Annotated in this window: 19 protein-coding genes and 2 tRNA genes; 7 read left to right on the top strand and 14 right to left on the bottom strand. The window is 39.6% G+C overall.

Going from position 1 to position 19,010, the window contains the following annotated elements; all coding sequences use genetic code 11:
* Both ACR2F7_RS11385 and ACR2F7_RS11380 read left to right on the top strand, forming a co-directional pair.
* Nucleotides 1-1,074: ice-binding family protein (locus ACR2F7_RS11385; protein WP_432713686.1), on the top strand; the 1,074-nt coding region annotated here is incomplete at its 5' end.
* A 60-nt stretch (nt 1,075-1,134) separates the two neighbouring features.
* Entirely contained in the window at nt 1,135-3,060 is a 1,926-nt protein-coding gene (locus ACR2F7_RS11380; RefSeq protein ID WP_432713685.1) for an OmpA family protein, read from the top strand.
* A gap of 88 nt (nt 3,061-3,148) precedes the next feature.
* Here ACR2F7_RS11380 and ACR2F7_RS11375 read toward each other — a convergent pair whose 3' ends face one another.
* Entirely contained in the window at nt 3,149-4,066 is a 918-nt protein-coding gene (locus tag ACR2F7_RS11375; protein ID WP_432713684.1) for a carbohydrate kinase family protein, read from the bottom strand.
* Nucleotides 4,067-4,315: 249 nt separating this feature from the next.
* Between ACR2F7_RS11375 and ACR2F7_RS11370 the strand changes: the two genes are divergently transcribed.
* The gene (locus ACR2F7_RS11370; protein ID WP_432713683.1) at nt 4,316-5,188 is read left to right on the top strand and encodes an inositol oxygenase family protein; all 873 of its coding nucleotides are present in this window, start codon (nt 4,316-4,318) and stop codon (nt 5,186-5,188) included.
* A 72-nt stretch (nt 5,189-5,260) separates the two neighbouring features.
* Here ACR2F7_RS11370 and ACR2F7_RS11365 read toward each other — a convergent pair whose 3' ends face one another.
* From ACR2F7_RS11365 to ACR2F7_RS11320, 10 genes are all read right to left on the bottom strand, one after another.
* On the bottom strand, nt 5,261-5,776 hold the full coding sequence (locus ACR2F7_RS11365; protein WP_432713682.1) for an ExbD/TolR family protein: 516 nt from the start codon (nt 5,774-5,776) through the stop codon (nt 5,261-5,263).
* 91 nt (nt 5,777-5,867) lie between these two features.
* Nucleotides 5,868-6,245, bottom strand: coding sequence for a PIN domain-containing protein (locus ACR2F7_RS11360; RefSeq protein ID WP_432713681.1), 378 nt, complete (start codon nt 6,243-6,245; stop codon nt 5,868-5,870).
* Nucleotides 6,242-6,451, bottom strand: coding sequence for a type II toxin-antitoxin system VapB family antitoxin (locus tag ACR2F7_RS11355; protein ID WP_432713680.1), 210 nt, complete (start codon nt 6,449-6,451; stop codon nt 6,242-6,244). The genes ACR2F7_RS11360 and ACR2F7_RS11355 overlap by 4 nt, the downstream gene beginning before the upstream one ends.
* Before the next feature lie 156 nt (nt 6,452-6,607).
* Nucleotides 6,608-7,447 (bottom strand): SDR family NAD(P)-dependent oxidoreductase, encoded by an 840-nt coding sequence (locus ACR2F7_RS11350; protein ID WP_432713679.1) that lies wholly within the window; start codon nt 7,445-7,447, stop codon nt 6,608-6,610.
* Nucleotides 7,448-7,531: 84 nt separating this feature from the next.
* Nucleotides 7,532-8,476 carry a helix-turn-helix domain-containing protein gene (locus ACR2F7_RS11345; protein ID WP_432713678.1) on the bottom strand — a complete coding sequence of 315 codons (945 nt, stop codon included), beginning with the start codon at nt 8,474-8,476 and terminating at the stop codon, nt 7,532-7,534.
* A gap of 252 nt (nt 8,477-8,728) precedes the next feature.
* Nucleotides 8,729-8,805: transfer RNA gene (locus tag ACR2F7_RS11340), tRNA-Asn, on the bottom strand.
* A gap of 674 nt (nt 8,806-9,479) precedes the next feature.
* The gene (locus ACR2F7_RS11335) at nt 9,480-10,634 is read right to left on the bottom strand and encodes a DUF4861 family protein (protein WP_432713677.1); all 1,155 of its coding nucleotides are present in this window, start codon (nt 10,632-10,634) and stop codon (nt 9,480-9,482) included.
* Nucleotides 10,635-10,705: 71 nt separating this feature from the next.
* Nucleotides 10,706-11,548 carry an amidohydrolase family protein gene (locus tag ACR2F7_RS11330; RefSeq protein ID WP_432713676.1) on the bottom strand — a complete coding sequence of 281 codons (843 nt, stop codon included), beginning with the start codon at nt 11,546-11,548 and terminating at the stop codon, nt 10,706-10,708.
* Nucleotides 11,535-12,392, bottom strand: coding sequence for a fumarylacetoacetate hydrolase family protein (locus tag ACR2F7_RS11325; protein WP_432713675.1), 858 nt, complete (start codon nt 12,390-12,392; stop codon nt 11,535-11,537). The genes ACR2F7_RS11330 and ACR2F7_RS11325 overlap by 14 nt, the downstream gene beginning before the upstream one ends.
* 18 nt (nt 12,393-12,410) lie before the next feature.
* Complete coding sequence (locus ACR2F7_RS11320; RefSeq protein WP_432713674.1) at nt 12,411-13,172, bottom strand: SDR family NAD(P)-dependent oxidoreductase; 762 nt, start codon at nt 13,170-13,172, stop codon at nt 12,411-12,413.
* Nucleotides 13,173-13,385: 213 nt separating this feature from the next.
* Here ACR2F7_RS11320 and ACR2F7_RS11315 point away from each other — a divergent pair, with 213 nt between their 5' ends.
* The 3 genes from ACR2F7_RS11315 (at nt 13,386) to ACR2F7_RS11305 (ending at nt 14,894) form a co-directional block, all read left to right on the top strand.
* Entirely contained in the window at nt 13,386-13,982 is a 597-nt protein-coding gene (locus ACR2F7_RS11315; protein WP_432713673.1) for a Crp/Fnr family transcriptional regulator, read from the top strand.
* A 118-nt stretch (nt 13,983-14,100) separates the two neighbouring features.
* Entirely contained in the window at nt 14,101-14,238 is a 138-nt protein-coding gene (locus ACR2F7_RS11310; protein ID WP_432713672.1) for a hypothetical protein, read from the top strand.
* Entirely contained in the window at nt 14,226-14,894 is a 669-nt protein-coding gene (locus tag ACR2F7_RS11305) for an alpha/beta fold hydrolase (RefSeq protein WP_432713671.1), read from the top strand. The genes ACR2F7_RS11310 and ACR2F7_RS11305 overlap by 13 nt, the downstream gene beginning before the upstream one ends.
* A 34-nt stretch (nt 14,895-14,928) precedes the next feature.
* Here the strand turns inward: ACR2F7_RS11305 and ACR2F7_RS11300 are convergent, their stop codons facing one another.
* A complete protein-coding gene (locus ACR2F7_RS11300; RefSeq protein ID WP_432713670.1) occupies nt 14,929-16,110 on the bottom strand; it encodes a DUF3095 family protein in 1,182 nt (393 codons plus the stop codon).
* Between the two features lie 255 nt (nt 16,111-16,365).
* Here ACR2F7_RS11300 and ACR2F7_RS11295 point away from each other — a divergent pair, with 255 nt between their 5' ends.
* The gene (locus ACR2F7_RS11295; RefSeq protein WP_432713669.1) at nt 16,366-17,319 is read left to right on the top strand and encodes a hypothetical protein; all 954 of its coding nucleotides are present in this window, start codon (nt 16,366-16,368) and stop codon (nt 17,317-17,319) included.
* A gap of 12 nt (nt 17,320-17,331) precedes the next feature.
* Here ACR2F7_RS11295 and ACR2F7_RS11290 read toward each other — a convergent pair whose 3' ends face one another.
* Together ACR2F7_RS11290 and ACR2F7_RS11285 are read right to left on the bottom strand one after the other, a co-directional pair.
* A complete protein-coding gene (locus ACR2F7_RS11290; RefSeq protein WP_432713668.1) occupies nt 17,332-18,441 on the bottom strand; it encodes a transglutaminase domain-containing protein in 1,110 nt (369 codons plus the stop codon).
* A gap of 441 nt (nt 18,442-18,882) precedes the next feature.
* Nucleotides 18,883-18,956, bottom strand: a tRNA-Asn gene (locus tag ACR2F7_RS11285).
* Nucleotides 18,957-19,010: the final 54 nt, after the last annotated feature.

Below are 19,010 nucleotides of genomic sequence, written 5' to 3'. Positions count from 1 at the left end.
GATTCCTATGATAAAGATAAATCGGTTACACCAAAGGCAATAGCTAATTCTGACTATACATTTATCAACTGGACAGATAAAACAACGGGCGCCATCGTTTCTACAAGTGCAGAATACACTTTTGCAATCAAAGCTAACACTTCTTTAGTTGCTAATTTCGCTATCAAAACATATACTTTAACAGTAATAGCCACAAACGGAACAGTAGTTAAATCACCTAATCAAACCACTTATAACATTGGTTCTACGGTACAATTAACGGCTACACCAAATACAGGTTATGCTTTTGTATCTTATACAGGTCATGCTTCAGGTACTGCAAATACGGTTAATGTGGTTATGAATGATAACAAGACTGTAATTGCTAACTTCGCAGCAGTTCCAGTAACCACACCAGTTGGTCCAAACCCCATCAATTTGGGTAGAGCAGGTGACTTTGCTACTTTAACAAAATCAGGAATCTCTACCACAGGTATTACCCTGGTTACAGGTGATATAGGTGTGAGCCCAATTGCTGCAACAGCAATTACAGGCTTTGGATTGATCATGGATACTAACGGGCAATCATCACATACGCCGATTGTAGTAGGTAAAGTTTATGCAGCAGATTATGCAGCACCAACGCCAACTAAAATGACTACCGCAATCAGTGATATGGAAACAGCTTTTACAACGGCAAATGGCTTAACTACACCAGCACCGATCAATAATACCGGCGATGGTATTCTCGGCGGCAAAACTTTAACCGGAGGTTTATACAAATGGAGCACAGGTGTATCTGTTTCTAGTGCAGGGTTAATCCTTTCTGGTGGTCCAAATGATGTTTGGGTTTTCTTAATTGCACAAGACCTTACCTTAAGCAGCAGTGCAAAAATCACCTTATTAGGTGGTGCACAGGCTAAAAACATCTTCTGGGTAGTTTCTGGAAAAGCAGTATTAGGAACTGACACTGAATTAAGTGGTATTATCTTAAGTAAAACTTTAATTTCCCTCAACACAGGTGCTAAAGTTAACGGTAGATTATTAGCCCAAACAGAAGTTACTTTAAATGCAAGTACAGTAACACAACCATAACAAACCCTATTCAAAACATTATCCGCTCTTCGGAGCGGATTTAAAATCTAAGATCACAATATGTATCAAAAATATAAAATAGTACAAAAAGGCATCATCTGTTCACTGATGTTGTTGCTAGCTCAAAGCACTGTTCAGGCTCAAACAGAAAAACCAAAATGGTACTTCGGGATTTCCGGAGCAGCTAACATGAATTTCTACGACGGAACTACACAAAGGTTAAGCAATGACTTAATTGTTCCTACTGCTTTTCATGATGGTAATGGTGTTAAAGGGTTCGGTTCCATTTTAGTGGAATACAATCCAAGTAAAGTATGGGGTGTCATGTTCAATGCAGGATACGACGGTCGTGGTGGTAAATTTGATGACGTCATGGCGCCATGTAATTGCCCTGCTACCTTAAAAACCAATACAAGCTACATCACAATTGAACCAAGCTTGCGTTTTAGCCCGGGTGGTGGTAATTTCTACCTTTTTGCAGGACCAAGAGTTGGTATTAACCTTCAGAAAGATTTTAACTATACCCAGTTAAATCAACCAAATACAGACGGTGAATTGAGTGAGATGAAAGAATCAGTAATCTCCGGTCAAATTGGTGCAGGTTACGATATTCAAATGTCAGCAGCAACAAGCACTACAAAATTTGTAATCTCTCCATTTGTATCTTACCATCCTTATTTTGGCCAGTCGCCACGCGACATAGAAAGCTGGTCGTTAAGTACTGTTAGAGCTGGTGTAGCTTTAAAAATGGGAAAAGCAAGGTTAACAGAAGCTCCGGTAGCTGTTGTTGTTCCTGCAGAAGAATTTCAATTTTCGGTTAGAGGACCAATAGCTGCTCCGGTTAAAATTCAATTGAGCGAAACTTTACCCTTGTTAAACTATGTTTTCTTTGACGAAGGATCTTCAGAAATTCCATCGAGGTATGTATTATTGTCGCCAGCGGCAGCAAGTACCTTTAAAGAAAAACAATTACAACAGACACCTTCAACAAGTGTAACAGGCCGTTCGGCAAGTCAAATGAATGTTTACCACAATGTGTTGAACATTATAGGAGACCGTTTAAGATCGAACCCTGGTACCTCTATTAACTTAAGTGGCGCATCAGCAAACGGACCTAAAGAAGGTAAAATATTTGCAGAGAACATTAAAAGTTATTTAGTGAATGCTTTCGGCATCAACGGATCTAGAATTGTAACTCAAGGACGTACAAAACCACTTTTACCATCAGAACAACCAGGTGGTACTAAAGAACTTGCTTTACTACGTGAAGGTGACCGCAGAGTTGACATTCAGAGTAACTCACCAGCATTGTTAATGGAAGTTGGCGGTGGCATGATGAGAGAAGTAACTGCAACACCAGCAGATCCTTTAGCAGGTCATGTAATTTTCAGTGCTCCAGGTGCAGAAAAAATGTTCAGTTCTTATAACGTTGATTTAATTGATCCTAACGGAAAGAGCACAGTTTATGGTCCTTTCTACAAAGATCAGGAAAGTGTTTCTGGTCAGGCGATCTTAGGCAACCAACCTTCCGGAACTTATAAAGTAGTGATGCTTGGAACATCAAAAAGTGGCTTACCAGTCAGAAAAGAAAGTACAGTATATTTGCAGAGTCAGAAAGAAGTTGTTCAAACAGGTTTACGTTACAGTATCTTGTTTAACTTTAACCAGTCGACTACAGTTGCAACTTACGAAGCTTTCTTAACCAACACAGTTGCCCCATTAGTAACCAACGGATCAACGGTTATTATTCATGGTCATACAGATAAAATTGGTGAGGAAGCATACAATGCTACCCTATCAGAAAGCAGAGCTCAACAAGCACAAGCTATCTTAGAACGTGTATTGGCTAAAGCAGGTAAAACTGGTGTGAAATTCCAGGCAAATGGATTTGGTGAAGATGAAAGTCATGCACAATTTGACAACAATCTTCCTGAAGAGCGTTTCTATAACAGAACGGTAATCATTGATATTATTCCGGCAAACTAATTTTTAAATAAATAGATAAAGCGGCTGTCTCGAAAGAGGCAGCCGCTTTTTTGTTTATAAAATTGTGGTTTTATAATTATCTTTTACCTTAGATTGTGTCGAGGTTAAGCTTCTTCTTCCAGATAAAACGATCAAGGTCAAAACGTTTGTATGGAGGGCATGCCCCATGCTGGGAGGTGATAAAAGCACCCATGGCAAGTGCATAATCAAGGGTAATCTCTATAGGTTCATCAGCGAGTTTCATGGCCAGAAAAGCGGCGAGAAAAGAATCACCGCTGCCAATGGTATCCGCAACAGTGATGGTATAGGCAGGGTAATCATACCTAAATGCAGTAGTATAATAACTTACCCCCTTGCTGCCTTTGGTAATCAGGACTTCCTCCATGTTGAAACGCTCAAACAGCAATTCTACACTGTCGGCCTCAGTTACACAGTGTGGCTGGTAATGTTGTGCAATCAGCAGCAGCTCGCTGCTATTGAGTTTAACCAGTTCTGCCTTTTGCAGCAGAAGTTCAATCAGTTCCATTGTATAATGTGGTGCACGCAGGTTGACATCAAAAACACAATATTCAGCCTGTTCAATCAGCCTGAAAAGCGTATCGCGGGAGCTTTGGTTTCTTATACTCAAGGTTCCAAATACCAGTGCCTGGGCCTCCCTGACCAAGGTTTCAAAAGCCGGTTGCCAATTTATAAAATCCCAGGCTACAGGTTTAACAATTTCGTAGGTAACCTCATGTGTACTTTCCTCAATGGTGGCTTGCACCTGGCTTGTATCATGCTGCTCGTCTATTTGAATATATTGGGTATCAAGGCCCATTTCCTGTAGAAAAGCCAACAACTCCTTTCCGGGTTCATCGTGGCCTACACTACTCAGTAAACGGCTGTCAATGCCAAGCTGGTGTAAATGATAGGCCACATTCATAGGTGCACCACCAGGTTTTTTTCCATCGGGAAGGTTATCCCATAGTATTTCTCCAAAACAAAGTACAGTATTCTTTTTTTGCATATCCTTGTTCTTCTATCCTTGATGTAAGTTATAAACACTTAGCCAATACTGAGGAACATCTTCTTAAATAAATAAACATTAACACTTTGTTTTTGTATTTCATGAGTGAATGTTTTAGCAACATTCAAGTCATCATTATTTATTGTCGCCAGTTTACATTTGCACCTTTTAATTTATACACCTTATTCTTTTATACCCCTAATTCTGGTAAAAATCATTAAATTAGCTATAACCGTAAAAATCAACGTAATGAAAGCAGTTGACAAAGAAAGTGCAAGCCCCCTCTCCAGTCTGGAGGTTTGGGAAGATGATGTTTTAAACAGGTACCCTGAACCCGGTATCCCTGCAAAAAGCAAGTCAGAATTTAGAAATTACGACAACCCTGAAAAAGATGCTGTAAGGGAATTTTACAGGCTGAACCACAAATACCAGACTTATGATAACGTGCTGGCTAAAAAGGCAAATTTCCTGAAGTTTGACAAGAAAGAGATGCCCTGGTGGTCGGCAATGGAATATTTAAATACGTTGATTGATGATTCAGATCCTGATACTTCACTAGACCAATTGCAGCATTTGCTTCAGACCGCAGAGGCGATTCGTGCTGATGGTCATCCTGATTGGTTTGTATTAACGGGGTTCATCCACGATTTAGGGAAAGTGCTTTGCTTATTTGGCGAACCACAATGGAATGTAGTCGGCGATTCTTTTCCTGTAGGCTGCAAGTTTTCAGACAAGATCGTTTATCCTGAATTCTTTGAGGATAACCCCGATCAGCATGATGAACATTATAATACCAAATATGGGGTATACAGTCATCAGTGTGGCTTAGACAATATACACATGTCATGGGGTCATGATGAATACTTATACCACATCACCAAAGCTTACCTGCCTGAAGAAGCGCTATACATGATCCGCTATCATTCCTTTTATTCGCAGCACCGTGAACATGCTTATGACCATTTACTCAACAGCCACGACCAGCAGATGTTTAAATGGGTGGATAAGTTTAACCCTTATGACCTTTATTCTAAAAGCCCTAAACCACCGGTTGTGTCTGAGCTGAAACCTTATTACGAGGATTTAATTGCCAAGTATTTACCTGCAACAGTGAAGTTGTAGTTTACGCCTCTTACACATTACTGTTGTAATGTTTTACTTGCTAGCTTCAGCACCTTAAAGTTTTTAAACCATTTATAAAATGCGGCGACTTTTCATAAAATCCTGTTCTTCTGTGGTGATGTTGTTGTCATCTATAGCTGGTGCCACAGTAATCTGTGCTATGTGTAATTCATCCATCACATCTACAAAGTTTTTATATTTGGCCCCAGCTGTTGGTTTAACAATAACGCATAATGACTTTTCAGGTTGATTACCGTTTGCCTCATCAACTTTAAGTTTATTAACTTTCAAAGCCTGCCTAATTCCTGCAAGGTTTTCTACCACAGGCACATCTTTACCATTTTCACCCATATACCATGCCATTTGGTTTTCTTTACCTAATAGGATCGTCATCGATCTGGATGCAGGAAAATCATAATGACCGGCGTTAATCTCCTGGTCTGGTTTTGCGATATCCATTGCAACTGGCTTAGACAGCGATGTGGTTAACATAAAAAAAGTAATGAGCAGGAAGGCTAAATCTACCATGGCGGTAAGGTCAACTTTTGGTACTGCTTTCTTGTTTCGGGATGTGTTCAGCTCGGCCATAATTTTAAGTTTTAATTAAGAATTATATAACCTGATGATGCAAGAAAGGGAAGCATTCCATAATTAGAAATGCTAGCTTATAAGATGCTCATTAGAAACTGAACAAAAAATCATTGTGAAGATATGCCATAATCTTTTTATCTAAAGTCCAGAGTTTAGCTTTTGATTTGATAGTTGCTGTGATGATACACGCATCTATTAATCCAATGCCTTTGGAAATCAACTTTTCATTTCTTGAAAATTCACCTGCTAGCATAAATAGAGTATCAATGTTAAGCTTTGGTATGAGCTCATAATAGGCTTTAATTGTTTCTACTTCTCTCTTATTTAGTGCACCTTGAAGTAATTCAGCAAAAATAATTTCAATAGTCCCTATTTCCGATTCTTCCAGGGACTGTTGGCACTGGCTAAAATAAGGTTCATTACCCTTAAAATATTCGATCCAAACTGAAGTATCTAGAATAATCATCTTTCCCTGTTTGTATTTCTTATCTTTTCAGCTGAATGATTAAATTTCATTGGTTTATCCTTGATCAACTGACCAAGTTCCTTTATTTTTTGAAGATTTATATAGCTTTTTAAAGCTACTTTTAAAGCATCAGTAATTGTCGACGCATTGGAATATTTCATGGCCTCTTCAATTATCTTATCATCAATGATGGCTGTTACTTTCATGGCATTTAAGTATATACCTAAGATACGATATTCCATCGTATACAGCAAAAATCTAAGATCAAAGTAGAGTCAACTTGATATACTTTTTGATTAAATAAAGCATAGTATAACCAAAACATATTATGTCCGGTTATACCAATGCAAAACAAGAATGAATTAAAAATCTGTAGATTTACTCACAGTTTCAAATGCGGTAAGATCACTTTGAACAGCTTGCAGCTTATTTTGTGCCATGTTAAAAGAATCAGAACCCAAAAACAGGTGTAAAGGTTTATTTTCCAGTTCTGCCACACGGATAAATGCTGCAGCAGCTTTTTCCGGATCGCCGGGCTGGTTACCTATTACCTGTTCGTTATGAATAATTTCAAGCTCTCTTGCTTCTTTATAATCTGCAATAGGGTTGGCAGCAGTACGAAGCGACCCTTGTAATAGGAAATTGGTTTTAAAATAACCTGGATAGACTATAGTGGCAGAAATACCCATTGATTTTACTTCTACAGAAAGTGCCTCGGTAAATCCTGCGACAGCAAACTTAGTAGCATTGTAAATGCCCCAACCAGGGAATGTACCCATGAAACCAGCTATAGATGAAATATTGAAAAATGCACCTGCTCTTTTTTCGCGGAAGTGAGGCATCACATTGCGGATAACGTTAAGCGTGCCGAAAACATTGACATCAAAGTTTTCACGGGCTTCTTCGTCGGTTAATTCCTCCAATGTGCCCAGCTGACCATAACCTGCATTGTTAACCACTACGTCAATGGTACCTAGTTTGGAAATAATTTCTGCAATGCTTTGCTTCACATTGTTATTATCAGTTAAATTTACCTCTAAAGCCATAAAGTCTTCACCAGTGTGACCTACCTCTTTCTTCAACGCATTGGCGTCTCTTGATGTGGCAGCTACTTTATAACCTTCACTTAATAATCTTTTTACTAATGTTAAGCCTAATCCTTTTGAGGCTCCTGTAACGAACCATACTTTCTGTGTTTTCATATTTGTAATCATTTTTGTATAATACAAAGGTGATCACATTTGGCCCCTAGCCTCTTATTCAGATAGCAGGGATTTTTGCGAGTTTCAAATATGTAAACGAATTGAGGCTGTTTTTCTAAACCCTGTTGGAGAAACACTTTCCTTTTTCTTGAAAAAAGAGGTAAATGCAGACTGGCCGGAGAAACCCAGCCCATCACTAATTTCATTAATGCCCCAGTCTGTCTGCACTAGCAAAGACTTAGCCTCATGCAATAAACGATCCTGAATATGTTCCCTTAGCGTCTTCCCGGTATGGTTCCTGACCAGGGAATTCAGATAGTTGGGATGAACATGGAGCTCCTCTGCAAATTCCGTTGCCGTTTTTAATTTAACTGAAGAATCGCGATCATAAACCTGGAAAGATGATTCGAGCAGGGATAAAAAGCGGTATATATAGCCAAAACCTTCTGGCATAGCCGTTGTTACCCGGTTTTTCCCTGCACGCTGGCTTTCCAGTAGCAAAAGTTGTAAATTTAAAAGAATAGCTTGTTTTTTATCCTCATTTTGCCCCCGGTCTTCAATATACATCCCTTCAAAGATATTGTTGATGGTGGTGGATTGACCCTTTGTCAATTCCACAACAGCTTTGTTGGTGATGAAATTCGGATATTGGCGAAACAACTGCAGCACATGGTCGGCCTCTTTGCCGAAATATCCGGGATGAATGAGGCAAAAGTGCCCACCGGTTTCTTCTGATGTCGTTTGCCAGGACATGATCTCGTCGGGATGCAAAAAGGCAATCTCATTAGGTCCCATTTCGTATTTATGCAAACCTATAGTTAGTATGCCCGTGCCTGACGTCATGTGAAATATTTTATAAAACTGACGGCGATGAGGGGAGATATAATCTTTTACCGGATATTCATTGCGGTTCTGGATAACAAAATGGCTGGAATCAACTGGGAAGTGCTCTACATTGAGCAGTGGTGTCTTAAAGCCGGTGGCTGCAAACGTTTCCAGCTCCATCCTGGGGATTGTTGAATTTTCCATTATATCTTTCTGGGTTGATGCGTTGATTTGTTGAACAAAGTTAAAGCTTAATGCTGAATATTTATGAATGATGTTTAGCGCAACATTTCTATGCGAGACAAGAAAAAAAATGAATCGTGAAATATAAGAAGGAATGGCCTAGCATTTGAAATATCGAAACTGCCAGGAGGAGCACGGTGGATGCAATCCCCCCAAAAAAACCCTTAAAAACAATAAAAGGGCAAGCGAACGTTTTACCGTGCTTGCCCTTTTTGGCTCCCGAGACTGGGCTCGAACCAGTGACCCTCTGATTAACAGTCAGATGCTCTAACCAGCTGAGCTACTCGGGAGTCTGGCTATCCAAAAACGCTTCCTGATTTATTGCTAAACCTATGTTCGTTTTGGGATTGCAATATTAGGACTTTTATATTGTTATTGCAAGAGCTGCAAAAAAATAATTCTATAAAATAATGAATCAGCCTTACTTAAACCGCGTTTTGACCACCTAAAACACAGCCCTCTACCCCATTAAAAAGAACTCATTATAAACAGCTTAGCTTACTAAAACACGACCAATAAAAATGCTAAAATAAAACATTAAAAATCGTTAAATTTATTTTTCAACATCAAGAAAATGGAAGACATTCGCCTCCATGAAACCGACTTCTGCTGTATGCATCATCATTAAGCAGCCTAAGTTAAAGTTAACAATCCCTTACACATAGCTTATAGTTCACTAACCCATAAGCCCCAAATACCATAGGTCTGCCAGGGACTTCCTACCGGTTTGCTACCGAAAATCCCGAAGCAAACCCCTACCTGCTCGCTACCTGCTCCCTATTTGCACCGCAACAAAGATTATTGATTAGTAACGTATAGGTAAGGTATTAAATAGCCTTAGTTAAGGAGAACTATAAAAACAGTATAGTCGACTTCAAAAAATAAGCCGGTCGTTCAGCGAACAACCGGCTTATTTTAAAAATTGAGATCGATGCTAAAAAACACGGCCTTATAGAAAAAACACTTATTTTAAACTCACTTTTAAAGGCGCATTTAAGGCTGCTTTAAAATCAGCAAGGTAATTTACCCATGCTTGCGCAGAAGTAATTTTCCCTGCTCTGTCCCATGCAGCACCATTATAGTAAACATAAGGCTGTGCAGCTTTAGTGTTAACAAGGGTTAACAAATGACCTTTGGCAACATCCATCTTTGCGCTGTTGTCAGCAACCAGCACCGCTAAGCCTGTAACGCCAGTCTTTTCACTATCTGGTTCCCAGTAAGCCATAATTCCGCTTTTTTCATTTAACACAACTGTTGCACCAGGCTGGTCTCTTTTCACAATACCAATAGCCAAAGGCAATGCTTCAGTACCCTGGTAGTCAAATATCGCTTCCACTTTGTTGAGTTGAGAACCCGCATCTATTGAGATAATTTTGGTTACCGTATAAGGAATGTTAGCTGCATTACGAGTAGGGTAAGTTAACTGAAAGGTACTTCTTAAAGGGCCATTATCTAATACTTTCCATGTTTTATAATTGTTGGTAAAGTAGATGGAATCCTTGATAAAAGGTGCAATATCACCACCACCAAGGGTGTTGCCAACACTATAGTAATCCATACCTTCACCATGGTCTGCATGATAATCCTCAGTTTTATACCATTTATCCACAACCAGTGCAGCAGTACGTTTAGACCATACATCCATACCCATGGCATTATCCTTACGGTTTTCTAATGCAGCACCGTACATTCTAAAAGCTACTTTATCATTTTCCCAGGCAAAATCATCATACCTTTCAGGTACGTAACGTGCAAAAGTTTGAGCTTTAACAACAGCAGGTTTACCCGCAACAACGGTAATTTTCAATATTCCTTTGGCAGCAATATCCACAGCAATCAATAAAGCTACAGGCGCTGCATTCCCTTTATAGGCCAGTTGATAAGCCACCTCGGCTTTCGTGGTCGCATTAATTAACTTAAAAGTTTTCCCTTTTGTCCACAGAAAACCTTTTTGAAATTGTTCAAAAGGGATTTCCACCAATTCCTTTCTTTTTTGGGAAAGTGGATTGACTATTTCGATTGATGTTGCCGCAGAAACGGCCATGCTGCAGCAAAGCAGCACTAAAATTAGCAACAGCTTATAGTTTGACAAGTATTGAAATCTGGTATTTTTGTTCATAATTTTAATTATTCATTTTCGAAGTACGAGCTCCTTGAGGAGCGATGGCAATCTCAGCCATCGCTAAGCTCTTATACAGGCACTTTGATATTGTAAAAGTCAACAGCATTACCGCCCCAAAAAAGGTCGCGTTCATGTTTTGAAAAAGTAGCGGTATAGCTATCTAATATGTTCACCACCTGTCCAAAAGTAGCCGCCAATCGGCATACAGGCCAATCAGAACCATAAATTACCCGGTTGCTGGCGAAACTCTCAAAGATGACATCGAGGTATGGTTTAAAGTCTTCATATTTCCAGTTGCGGTTATCTGCTTCGGTAACCATGCCCGAAACTTTGCAATACACATTTTCATGTGTGGCTAAAGCCTTGATATCAGTGCGCCACTCGTTGATGTCTTTGTTCCGGATATTAGGTTTCCCAATATGGTTGAGCACAAAAGGCTGATCTGGAAAGGCAGCAACCAATGCTAAAGCATATTTCAGCTGATCGGGTAAAACAAGGATATCATAAGTGAAACCAAAACGTTTCAGCTGACTGATGCCCCGTTTAAACGCCGGTCGCAACATGAGGGAGCGGTCTTCATCGCCCTGCAGAATCGTTCTGAAGCCTTTCAGCTTTTCATAACGGCTGTATTCTTCCAGCTGCTCGGTTATATCTTCATCACGAAGATCTACCCAGCCTACCACCGCTTTGATAAATTGGTGTTCTTCGGCATTTTGCAGCTGAAAGTAATTCTCTTTAGGCAATTCAGACGATTGCACCACCACCGTTCCATCAAAGCCATAATGCGCTAAGATAGGCTGTAAATGCTCAGGCATAAAGTCATCCTGCAGGATCGACATGTCCTCATTGATCCATTGATCTCTTATGGGGTCAAAAACCCAGAAATGTTGGTGTGCATCAATTTTTAACATAAGCTTTCAGGTTTTGCACAGACACACCCAACCCTTCAATTCCCAATTCTACAACATCGCCTTCTTTTAAAAATACAGGAGGTTTAAAGCCTAAACCAACACCGGCAGGCGTACCAGTTGAAATGACATCACCCGGTAGTAAAGTCATAAACTGACTAACATAAGACACCACAAAAGGGATGTTAAATATAAAGTTTGATGTATTTCCATCCTGCATGGTTTCTCCGTTTACCTTTAACCACAAACGCAGGTTGTTGACATCTTCAATCTCATCCTGTGTAGCTAAAAACGGACCTAATGGCGCAAAAGTATCACAACCTTTTCCTTTATCCCAGGTACCATTTCTTTCCAGCTGAAACTCACGCTCAGAAACATCATTGTGCAATACATAACCGGCAACATAATCCAGGGCCTCTGCCTCATCAACATAGGAGGCCTTTTTACCGATCACAACGGCAAGTTCCACTTCCCAGTCGGTTTTAACAGAATTTTTAGGAATGATGATATCGTCGAAAGGACCTACCATGGAGGTAGTCGATTTCATAAAAATAATAGGCTCTGAAGGCAGTGGTGCATTGGTTTCACGGGCATGGTCGGCATAGTTCAAGCCAATGCAGACAATTTTAGACGGTCGGCCAATTGGCGATCCTAAACGTTCTTCACTACTGATCTGTGTTAACTTGCCCTCATTTGCTTTTACAAATTGCGCCAGTCTTTCCAAACCATTGTTTTCAAAAAAAGCTTCGTCATAATCGCCTCCAAAAGCAGAAGTATCATACCATAAATCATTAATGATTACGCCGGTTTTTTCTTTTCCAGCTTCACCCCATTTTATTAGTTTCATTGTGTTCTTATTTGGTTATCAGTTATTTAATTTTATAAAGCCCCCGTCTATAGGGTAATCATTGCCGCTGATGAAGCTTGCTTCGTCAGAACAAAGGTATAAAGCCAGGGAGGCCACTTCTGCAGGACTTCCCATTCTGCCTATCGGCTGACTTTTAGATAATTTCTCGAATATTTCTTTTTCCTGCCCAGCATAATTTTTGGCAATAAAGCCATCTACAAATGGCGTATGCACACGTGCCGGCGAAATGCTGTTACAGCGGATGTTAGAGGCAAGGTAATCGCGGGCTACAGAAAGCGTCATGGCATAAATGGCACCCTTACTCATGGAATAGGCAAAACGATCTGCTATGCCTACTACAGCTCCAATAGAGGCCATATTGAGCACCACACCTGCACCAGCTTTTTTCATCAGCGGCACCGCAGCATATAAACAGTTATAAGCACCACGCACATTGACTTCAAAAACTTTCATAAAATCGGCTTCGCTGGTATTTTCTAAATTACCAACATGGGCGATGCCTGCATTGTTAACCAGGATATCGACCTTACCAATTTGCTGGAAGATGTTGATCACCTGCTCTTGCTGACTCACATCGCAGCTGTGTGCAAAGGCGACACCATCGGCAGCAATTTCTGCTACCGTAGCCGCTGCAGCCTCAGCATTCAGTTCTATGATGTGCACTGCTGCACCTTGTTTTGCAAATAGCTGGGCTATTGCTTTACCGATACCGCTCCCTCCGCCGGTAATTACTGCGGTTTTACCTTTTAAACTAAACATATTTATTTTCAAACTTACTTTAGGTTAGTCTGGCAATTTGGCCAGCTCCATAAAAGTCTTTCTTCAAAAGAAAGAACCCTCATGATTTAAAAGTACGGCTTTTGATTTCTAATTCAAGTTTGTAACGGTTTTATTTCAACGGGGGAAGGCATATTCTTATTCTCCTGATCAAAACCATTGTAAGAATATAAATTAAAATGATAAATTTATTCTATGTCAGACAGCACAGAAGAAATAGCCATATTAAGGAACAAGTTAGGCTCTGTAGGGATGAAACCTGAAGAATTTGATTTGTCTCTGCCCTACTGGAAATTAAAAAAATATAGGAAAGGTGAATTTTACAACGAATATAAAAACGTATGTAAGCACCTCGGTTTTATCATCAATGGGGTGTTTAGAATTTATAGGGTTAATGGGGAAAACGGAGAGGAAAAAAACATGCTCTTTTTTACCAACCATCAGTTTGTAGCCTCCTATAAAAGTTTTTTAAGCCAAACTGCTTGCGAATACCATACGGAAGCCATGGTAGATTCGTATATTTTATACATACACATTGATCATCTTAATGAATTGTACGGTAAATCGCACCAGTGGGAAAGATTCGGACGGATCGTTGCAGAAACAGCTTTCAACGAAGTAATGGTAAATACAGAGGGATTTTTATTTAAAACTCCTGAAGACCGTTACCGGGAAATGATGGTAAAGCATCCTGCTATCTTCAATTCGGTACCGCTCTACCATATCGCCTCCTACCTGGGCATACAGGGCCCCTCGCTTAGCCGCATCCGCAAAAGAATGGTTGGCAAATAAGGAAAGCTATTTCTATGAATTATTTTTTTCTAATTCTCCGATATTAACCTGGGTTAAAATTATTGATGGGGATTAGAACGACGTTTGTAATGTCCTAAACAATTAGGCATAAAACAATATGAAAACAGCAATAATGGTAATGATGATGAGTGTACTAGGTGTTACAGCTCAAGCCCAAAAAACAACCAACAACAACCTCAAAACAATTGTACTTGTACACGGCGCATGGTCTGATGCCTCTTCATGGATGCCGTAACGCCGCAACTTAAAGCCCAGGGATACGAAGTGATTTCCGTAAACCTTGCGGGTCATGGTATAGACAACACATCATTTGCTGCTATCACATTTCAAACCTACGTTGATCAAGTAATAACAGCTATTGGTACCCGCACCAATGTTATTCTGGTAGGACACAGTTTCGCAGGATTAGTGATCAGTCAGGTAGCTGAAGCCATTCCTACACAGTTAAAAAAACTGGTTTTCCTTGCAGCGGCCTTGCCTCACGATGGTGACAGTCTTTTATCTTTAGCCAAACAAGATGCGGGATCACATATTGGCAAATCCCTTACTATAGATCAGGAACATGGTGCAGCTATCATTGCCAAAGAGGCAATAGCAGATATTTTCGCTGCCGATGCACCTCAGCAGGTTCAAGTATACCTTGCTGCTCATATCAAACCCGAGCCTCTTGCACCCCTTGCTACAACAGTGAAGTTAAGCGATAAAAACTTTGGAAGCGTAAAAAAGATATACATCCATACCGTTAACGACAATACCATCAGCTATGGTGCACAACAGTACATGGTTAAGGCTGGAAAAATTGATAAAGTGTATACCCTTTCTAGCAGTCACACCCCATTTATTTCAATGCCCGATAAACTAGCCGAAATCATCCTTCTGGAGAGTAAATAACAGCATACCTTAAGTTGAGCAGGCGCCCTATAAATTATAGCGGCGCCTGTTTCTTTGGCCTACTTGCTTTTTTGTTCTTTATTTGTGTGGCCGCCATAGTATATCCACCCTGAGAGCCATCTACAAAATGAATGTGTGCCTCTTTCATATCTCTTACATAGCATGACATAATAGATGAAGTACTGATATGGACACCGTAAATAATTTCTCCGCTAGATTCCATTACATCCAGGTTTTCCAGGAGTTCAATCCTTTGTGCTTTTGTACCTGAAATTACCATATTGATTCTTCCATCAAGCACCAGCGTATCAGACATTTCCACTAGCTCGCTCAGGTAGCGCATACCTGGCCTGGTCATGAAATATAAATAGGCTGCTAGTCCAGAAATCCCATTCACAAGGTAAAGGGAAAGACGACCACTGTTATATTTGGCAAGTAAATCAGTCCTTAACCTGTTATAGGTTGATTTAAGCCTCAGCTTTTTAATTGATATGGGTTGACGCTGCTGATGACTACCAAAGATAGTGTCAATCTTACTGAGTACCTTGCTGTAAGTCATACCTTGAGGCTCAATCTCACCAATAATCAGCAGGGTAAGTACCTCATCCTGATCAGCAGGAACGGGAATTTGGTCCCATCTGCACTCCATACCGCTTAAATCAGATTCCTTTTCTGCAGCTGTAGGGTAGGCTAAATTACGGTTTTCATCCTTCAGTATTCCTTCTGCATAGGTAAGTCCATTACCTAAAATCACTGGCATTGCGAACACTGAAGATCGCCTGTGTTTTGCAATTTGCAATTCGAAGCCCGCTTTATAAATATCCCTTACGGGAATTATACCTATCCTTAAATCTAGGTTAAAGTTTTCTTTTGTGTTGACTTTAAAGCTTTCCAGAGAACTCATGATGTCTCTGCTGATCACCGATGGAACGATAAAGGTAGCCCCATCGCCACCGAAAAAAAATGGGATATCAATGCCTTTTTGGAACGCTATATTAAGTACGATAACAATGGTGCTGGTTGCAACAAGATTTACGGTTTGATGTTGCCCTTCAACTATTGCACGCGTAGAATTTTTAATGTCTGTTAAAATAACTTCCCAGTCATCGGGAACATTGCAGAACGATGAAGATGAAGATAGCAATTCTGCAAGGGGAACATTAAATTGTTCAAGATCCGTATAAAATAAATCTGATTTATTGATAGCCTCTATCATCTTCTGCTAATTAATAACTGATTACTATAAAAGAGTATGGAACTTATTCATATTTGTGAAGTTAGTTAATTTAACAGCGACATTCGCAATCCTGTTAAAATAGCAAGCCATGATTCAAATCATCATTGGTTTTTATAAACCTAATTGGTCAATCCAAGACTTAATTTTATTTACCGATTTTAACCTGGGTTAAAATTCTGATGAATTGAAAAACTGATATTTGAGGTACCAAGAAAAGACTAATAAAACCAACTCATGAAAAAGATCATTATAGCTTTTTTACTATGCAGCGCACAACTGTGTGCCGTAGCACAGCAATCTACCAACGAGGTTTATGAACAAACACCCGTTTTACATGGAGACATCGTAGTTTTACCAATTACGTTAGTCAACGCCTTCCCTTTTATATCTGTTGAGGTAAACGGCGTAAAAGGGAAATTCATGTTTGATACAGGATTATCGTTAGCCATGACCATTAATGAAAACATGGTAAAACTACCCGCCAAAAAGCTGGAAGGCGATGGAAAATTCGGTAGCGGTCAATCTTACAAAGTAAGCACAAATGACACCATTGCTGAGGTAAAGTTTAGCAACGGACTGACCTATCGTAATTTATTAAATATCAGGAGCTCAAATTATGATTTCCTTCAAAAAAAGATAACCCCTGACATGATTGGATATATCGGACATGATTTTTTTAAGGGCTATATTTTTAAGATAGATTACTTAAAAAGGAAAATTACGTTTTACAAAAATACACCGCAGCGGAAAGCCACTAAGGATTTCCTGAACGATGAAAAGGTAATTTCGATAGTCAATTTTGAGACCAGGGGACTGCCGAATCATCCAATGGTAAAGGTTAAGATAGGTAAAGTAGACCTCATCGGATCATTTGACACTGGACAATATGGAATACTCCAATTAGAGCAGAATGCAGAAAAAGAGCTCAAAGCGACTTCACACGTCATCCCTATTGGATTAGACGGAGATGATGATGATATCATCAATGTTAATAATATTTTAATAGGGGAAACTTTCAAGACAAGCCTTGATGGAATCTATCCTATTAGCATGGAAAGTACAGAGCCTTTTAGAAAAGCGCTAAAAATCACAGAATCCAGTTACATCTGTTTTGGATACAGGTTTCTTGATAAATATAAAACCATTTGGGACTATGAAGCAAAGAAAATTTATATTGTAGAGAGATAGCCCCAGGCTTAGCTATAGAGGTGCTGCATAAAAATCTTTTAAGGAATGGCTGTAAATGCAATAATTTACTTTTGATTGCCAAAAATCTATTTTCTCTAAATTGGGCGCCCCTTGTGGAACCAGCATTAAAGAAGTCATTCCTTCTAATTTAAAACTTTCGGTTGGAGCAACCCTGCGATGGTCTAACTTGGTATCGAAATAATAAAGATAATCATATACAAATCCGGTATAACCACTTTTTGAAATTTGATCTTTACTGGTCAAAACCACAGCATTATAGTTTTTACTTAAGGCATTTTGAAATTCTACAGCATTTAAGGGTGTTCCATTTAAAGTAGGCATCACATTAAATTGTCCGTCAAGGAACACCCATTTTTTCAAATCCTTTAAAAACACCTCAGTCACCACATGACCAGGAGAATCTTGTCTGGTGCTCGCATCTTTTGTCTTCAGGTACAAAACTCTGGCTTTGTAACCTTGAGCAATCAACTGGTCGCGCAAAACGATAGCATAAGCAAAACATGGAAAGCGTCCACCCTCTTTTACTTCATTAAGAATAGAGATGGCATCAGTGCCTTTGGGAGAATTTCCACCATCATGTTTCCACTGGTGATGCGTCCAATTTAAGATAGATAAAACTTTCTCCTGATCTGATTGATCATTTTTAATAACTTCATCAATCGGGTATTTAAGTCTTAAAGTATCGAAGTATAAATTTTTAGTGTCTTCATAATAGATTTTGAGGTCTTTTCTAGGCTGCGCAATGGAGTACTTCACTATGTCCCAAACAAATGTCTTCGGGGTAATAATGGTGTGAGCGGGCAGGTTATCGCCAAGTTTGATATAAAAAGACTTGCTTTGTCCTTTTTGGATAGTAAATCTAATACTGTCCAGATCTGTTTTAAAGGCTACACTCTCGCTTTTGCCAAATAAGGTAAAATTTAAGGTATCATGTTCAATTTCTGGCGAGATGTTCCAGCCTCTTTGATTCCCATCCTGACCTATTGCAACAGCTGTTTTAGGATGACTCGCCGTAATTAAAGGTTCACCTTTATACAATTTCTGAGCATTGCTTTTGCCGGCAAGAAAAATAGCAAGAATGAGGAGGGCTGAATTGCGCATGTCTAAGGGTTTGAAAACGAAAATATTAAATTCATTTTAATTCTTGACATTAACAAATAGTTTTGTTACAACAAATAAGGCACGCGACCGTTTTACCATACTTACCTTTTTGCTCCCGAACCAGCGCTCCCTCTGCTTAACAGACGGAAGCCACCAGTTTATAACTATGTAGGCAAAAACAACTTAAAGCGCAGTAGTTTGATCAACACTATCCGGCTGGCCCGACATTAAATAGCATTTATCTCAGAAATGGAGAACCTTTCCGAGAACTTATCAAAGGAAGGCTTCAAGATTTTCTTACAAGTCACTTCCCGAGTCTGTAATGATGGATCAATGCCAAATGTTGTGGAGTTAGGAACTTCGTGTTTTGGAAATAAAAAACCCCATTCCTAATAGCTAGAAATGGGGTTTTTATGTGATTTTCGGTATTGAAAATCTGAGCTCCCGAAGCTGGGCTCGAACCAGCGACCCTCTGATTAACAGTCAGATGCTCTAACCAGCTGAGCTATTCGGGATCCTTTTCCCCTCCGCGACTAGACTCTGATTTGAAGCAAGCCTTGATCGTTTTG

The sequence above is a fragment of the Pedobacter sp. genome (assembly GCF_045628745.1).
Taxonomy (GTDB): Bacteria; Bacteroidota; Bacteroidia; order Sphingobacteriales; family Sphingobacteriaceae; genus Pedobacter.
The sequence above is the reverse complement of the archived record's forward strand: the minus strand, read 5'-3'. Positions and strand labels throughout refer to the sequence as shown.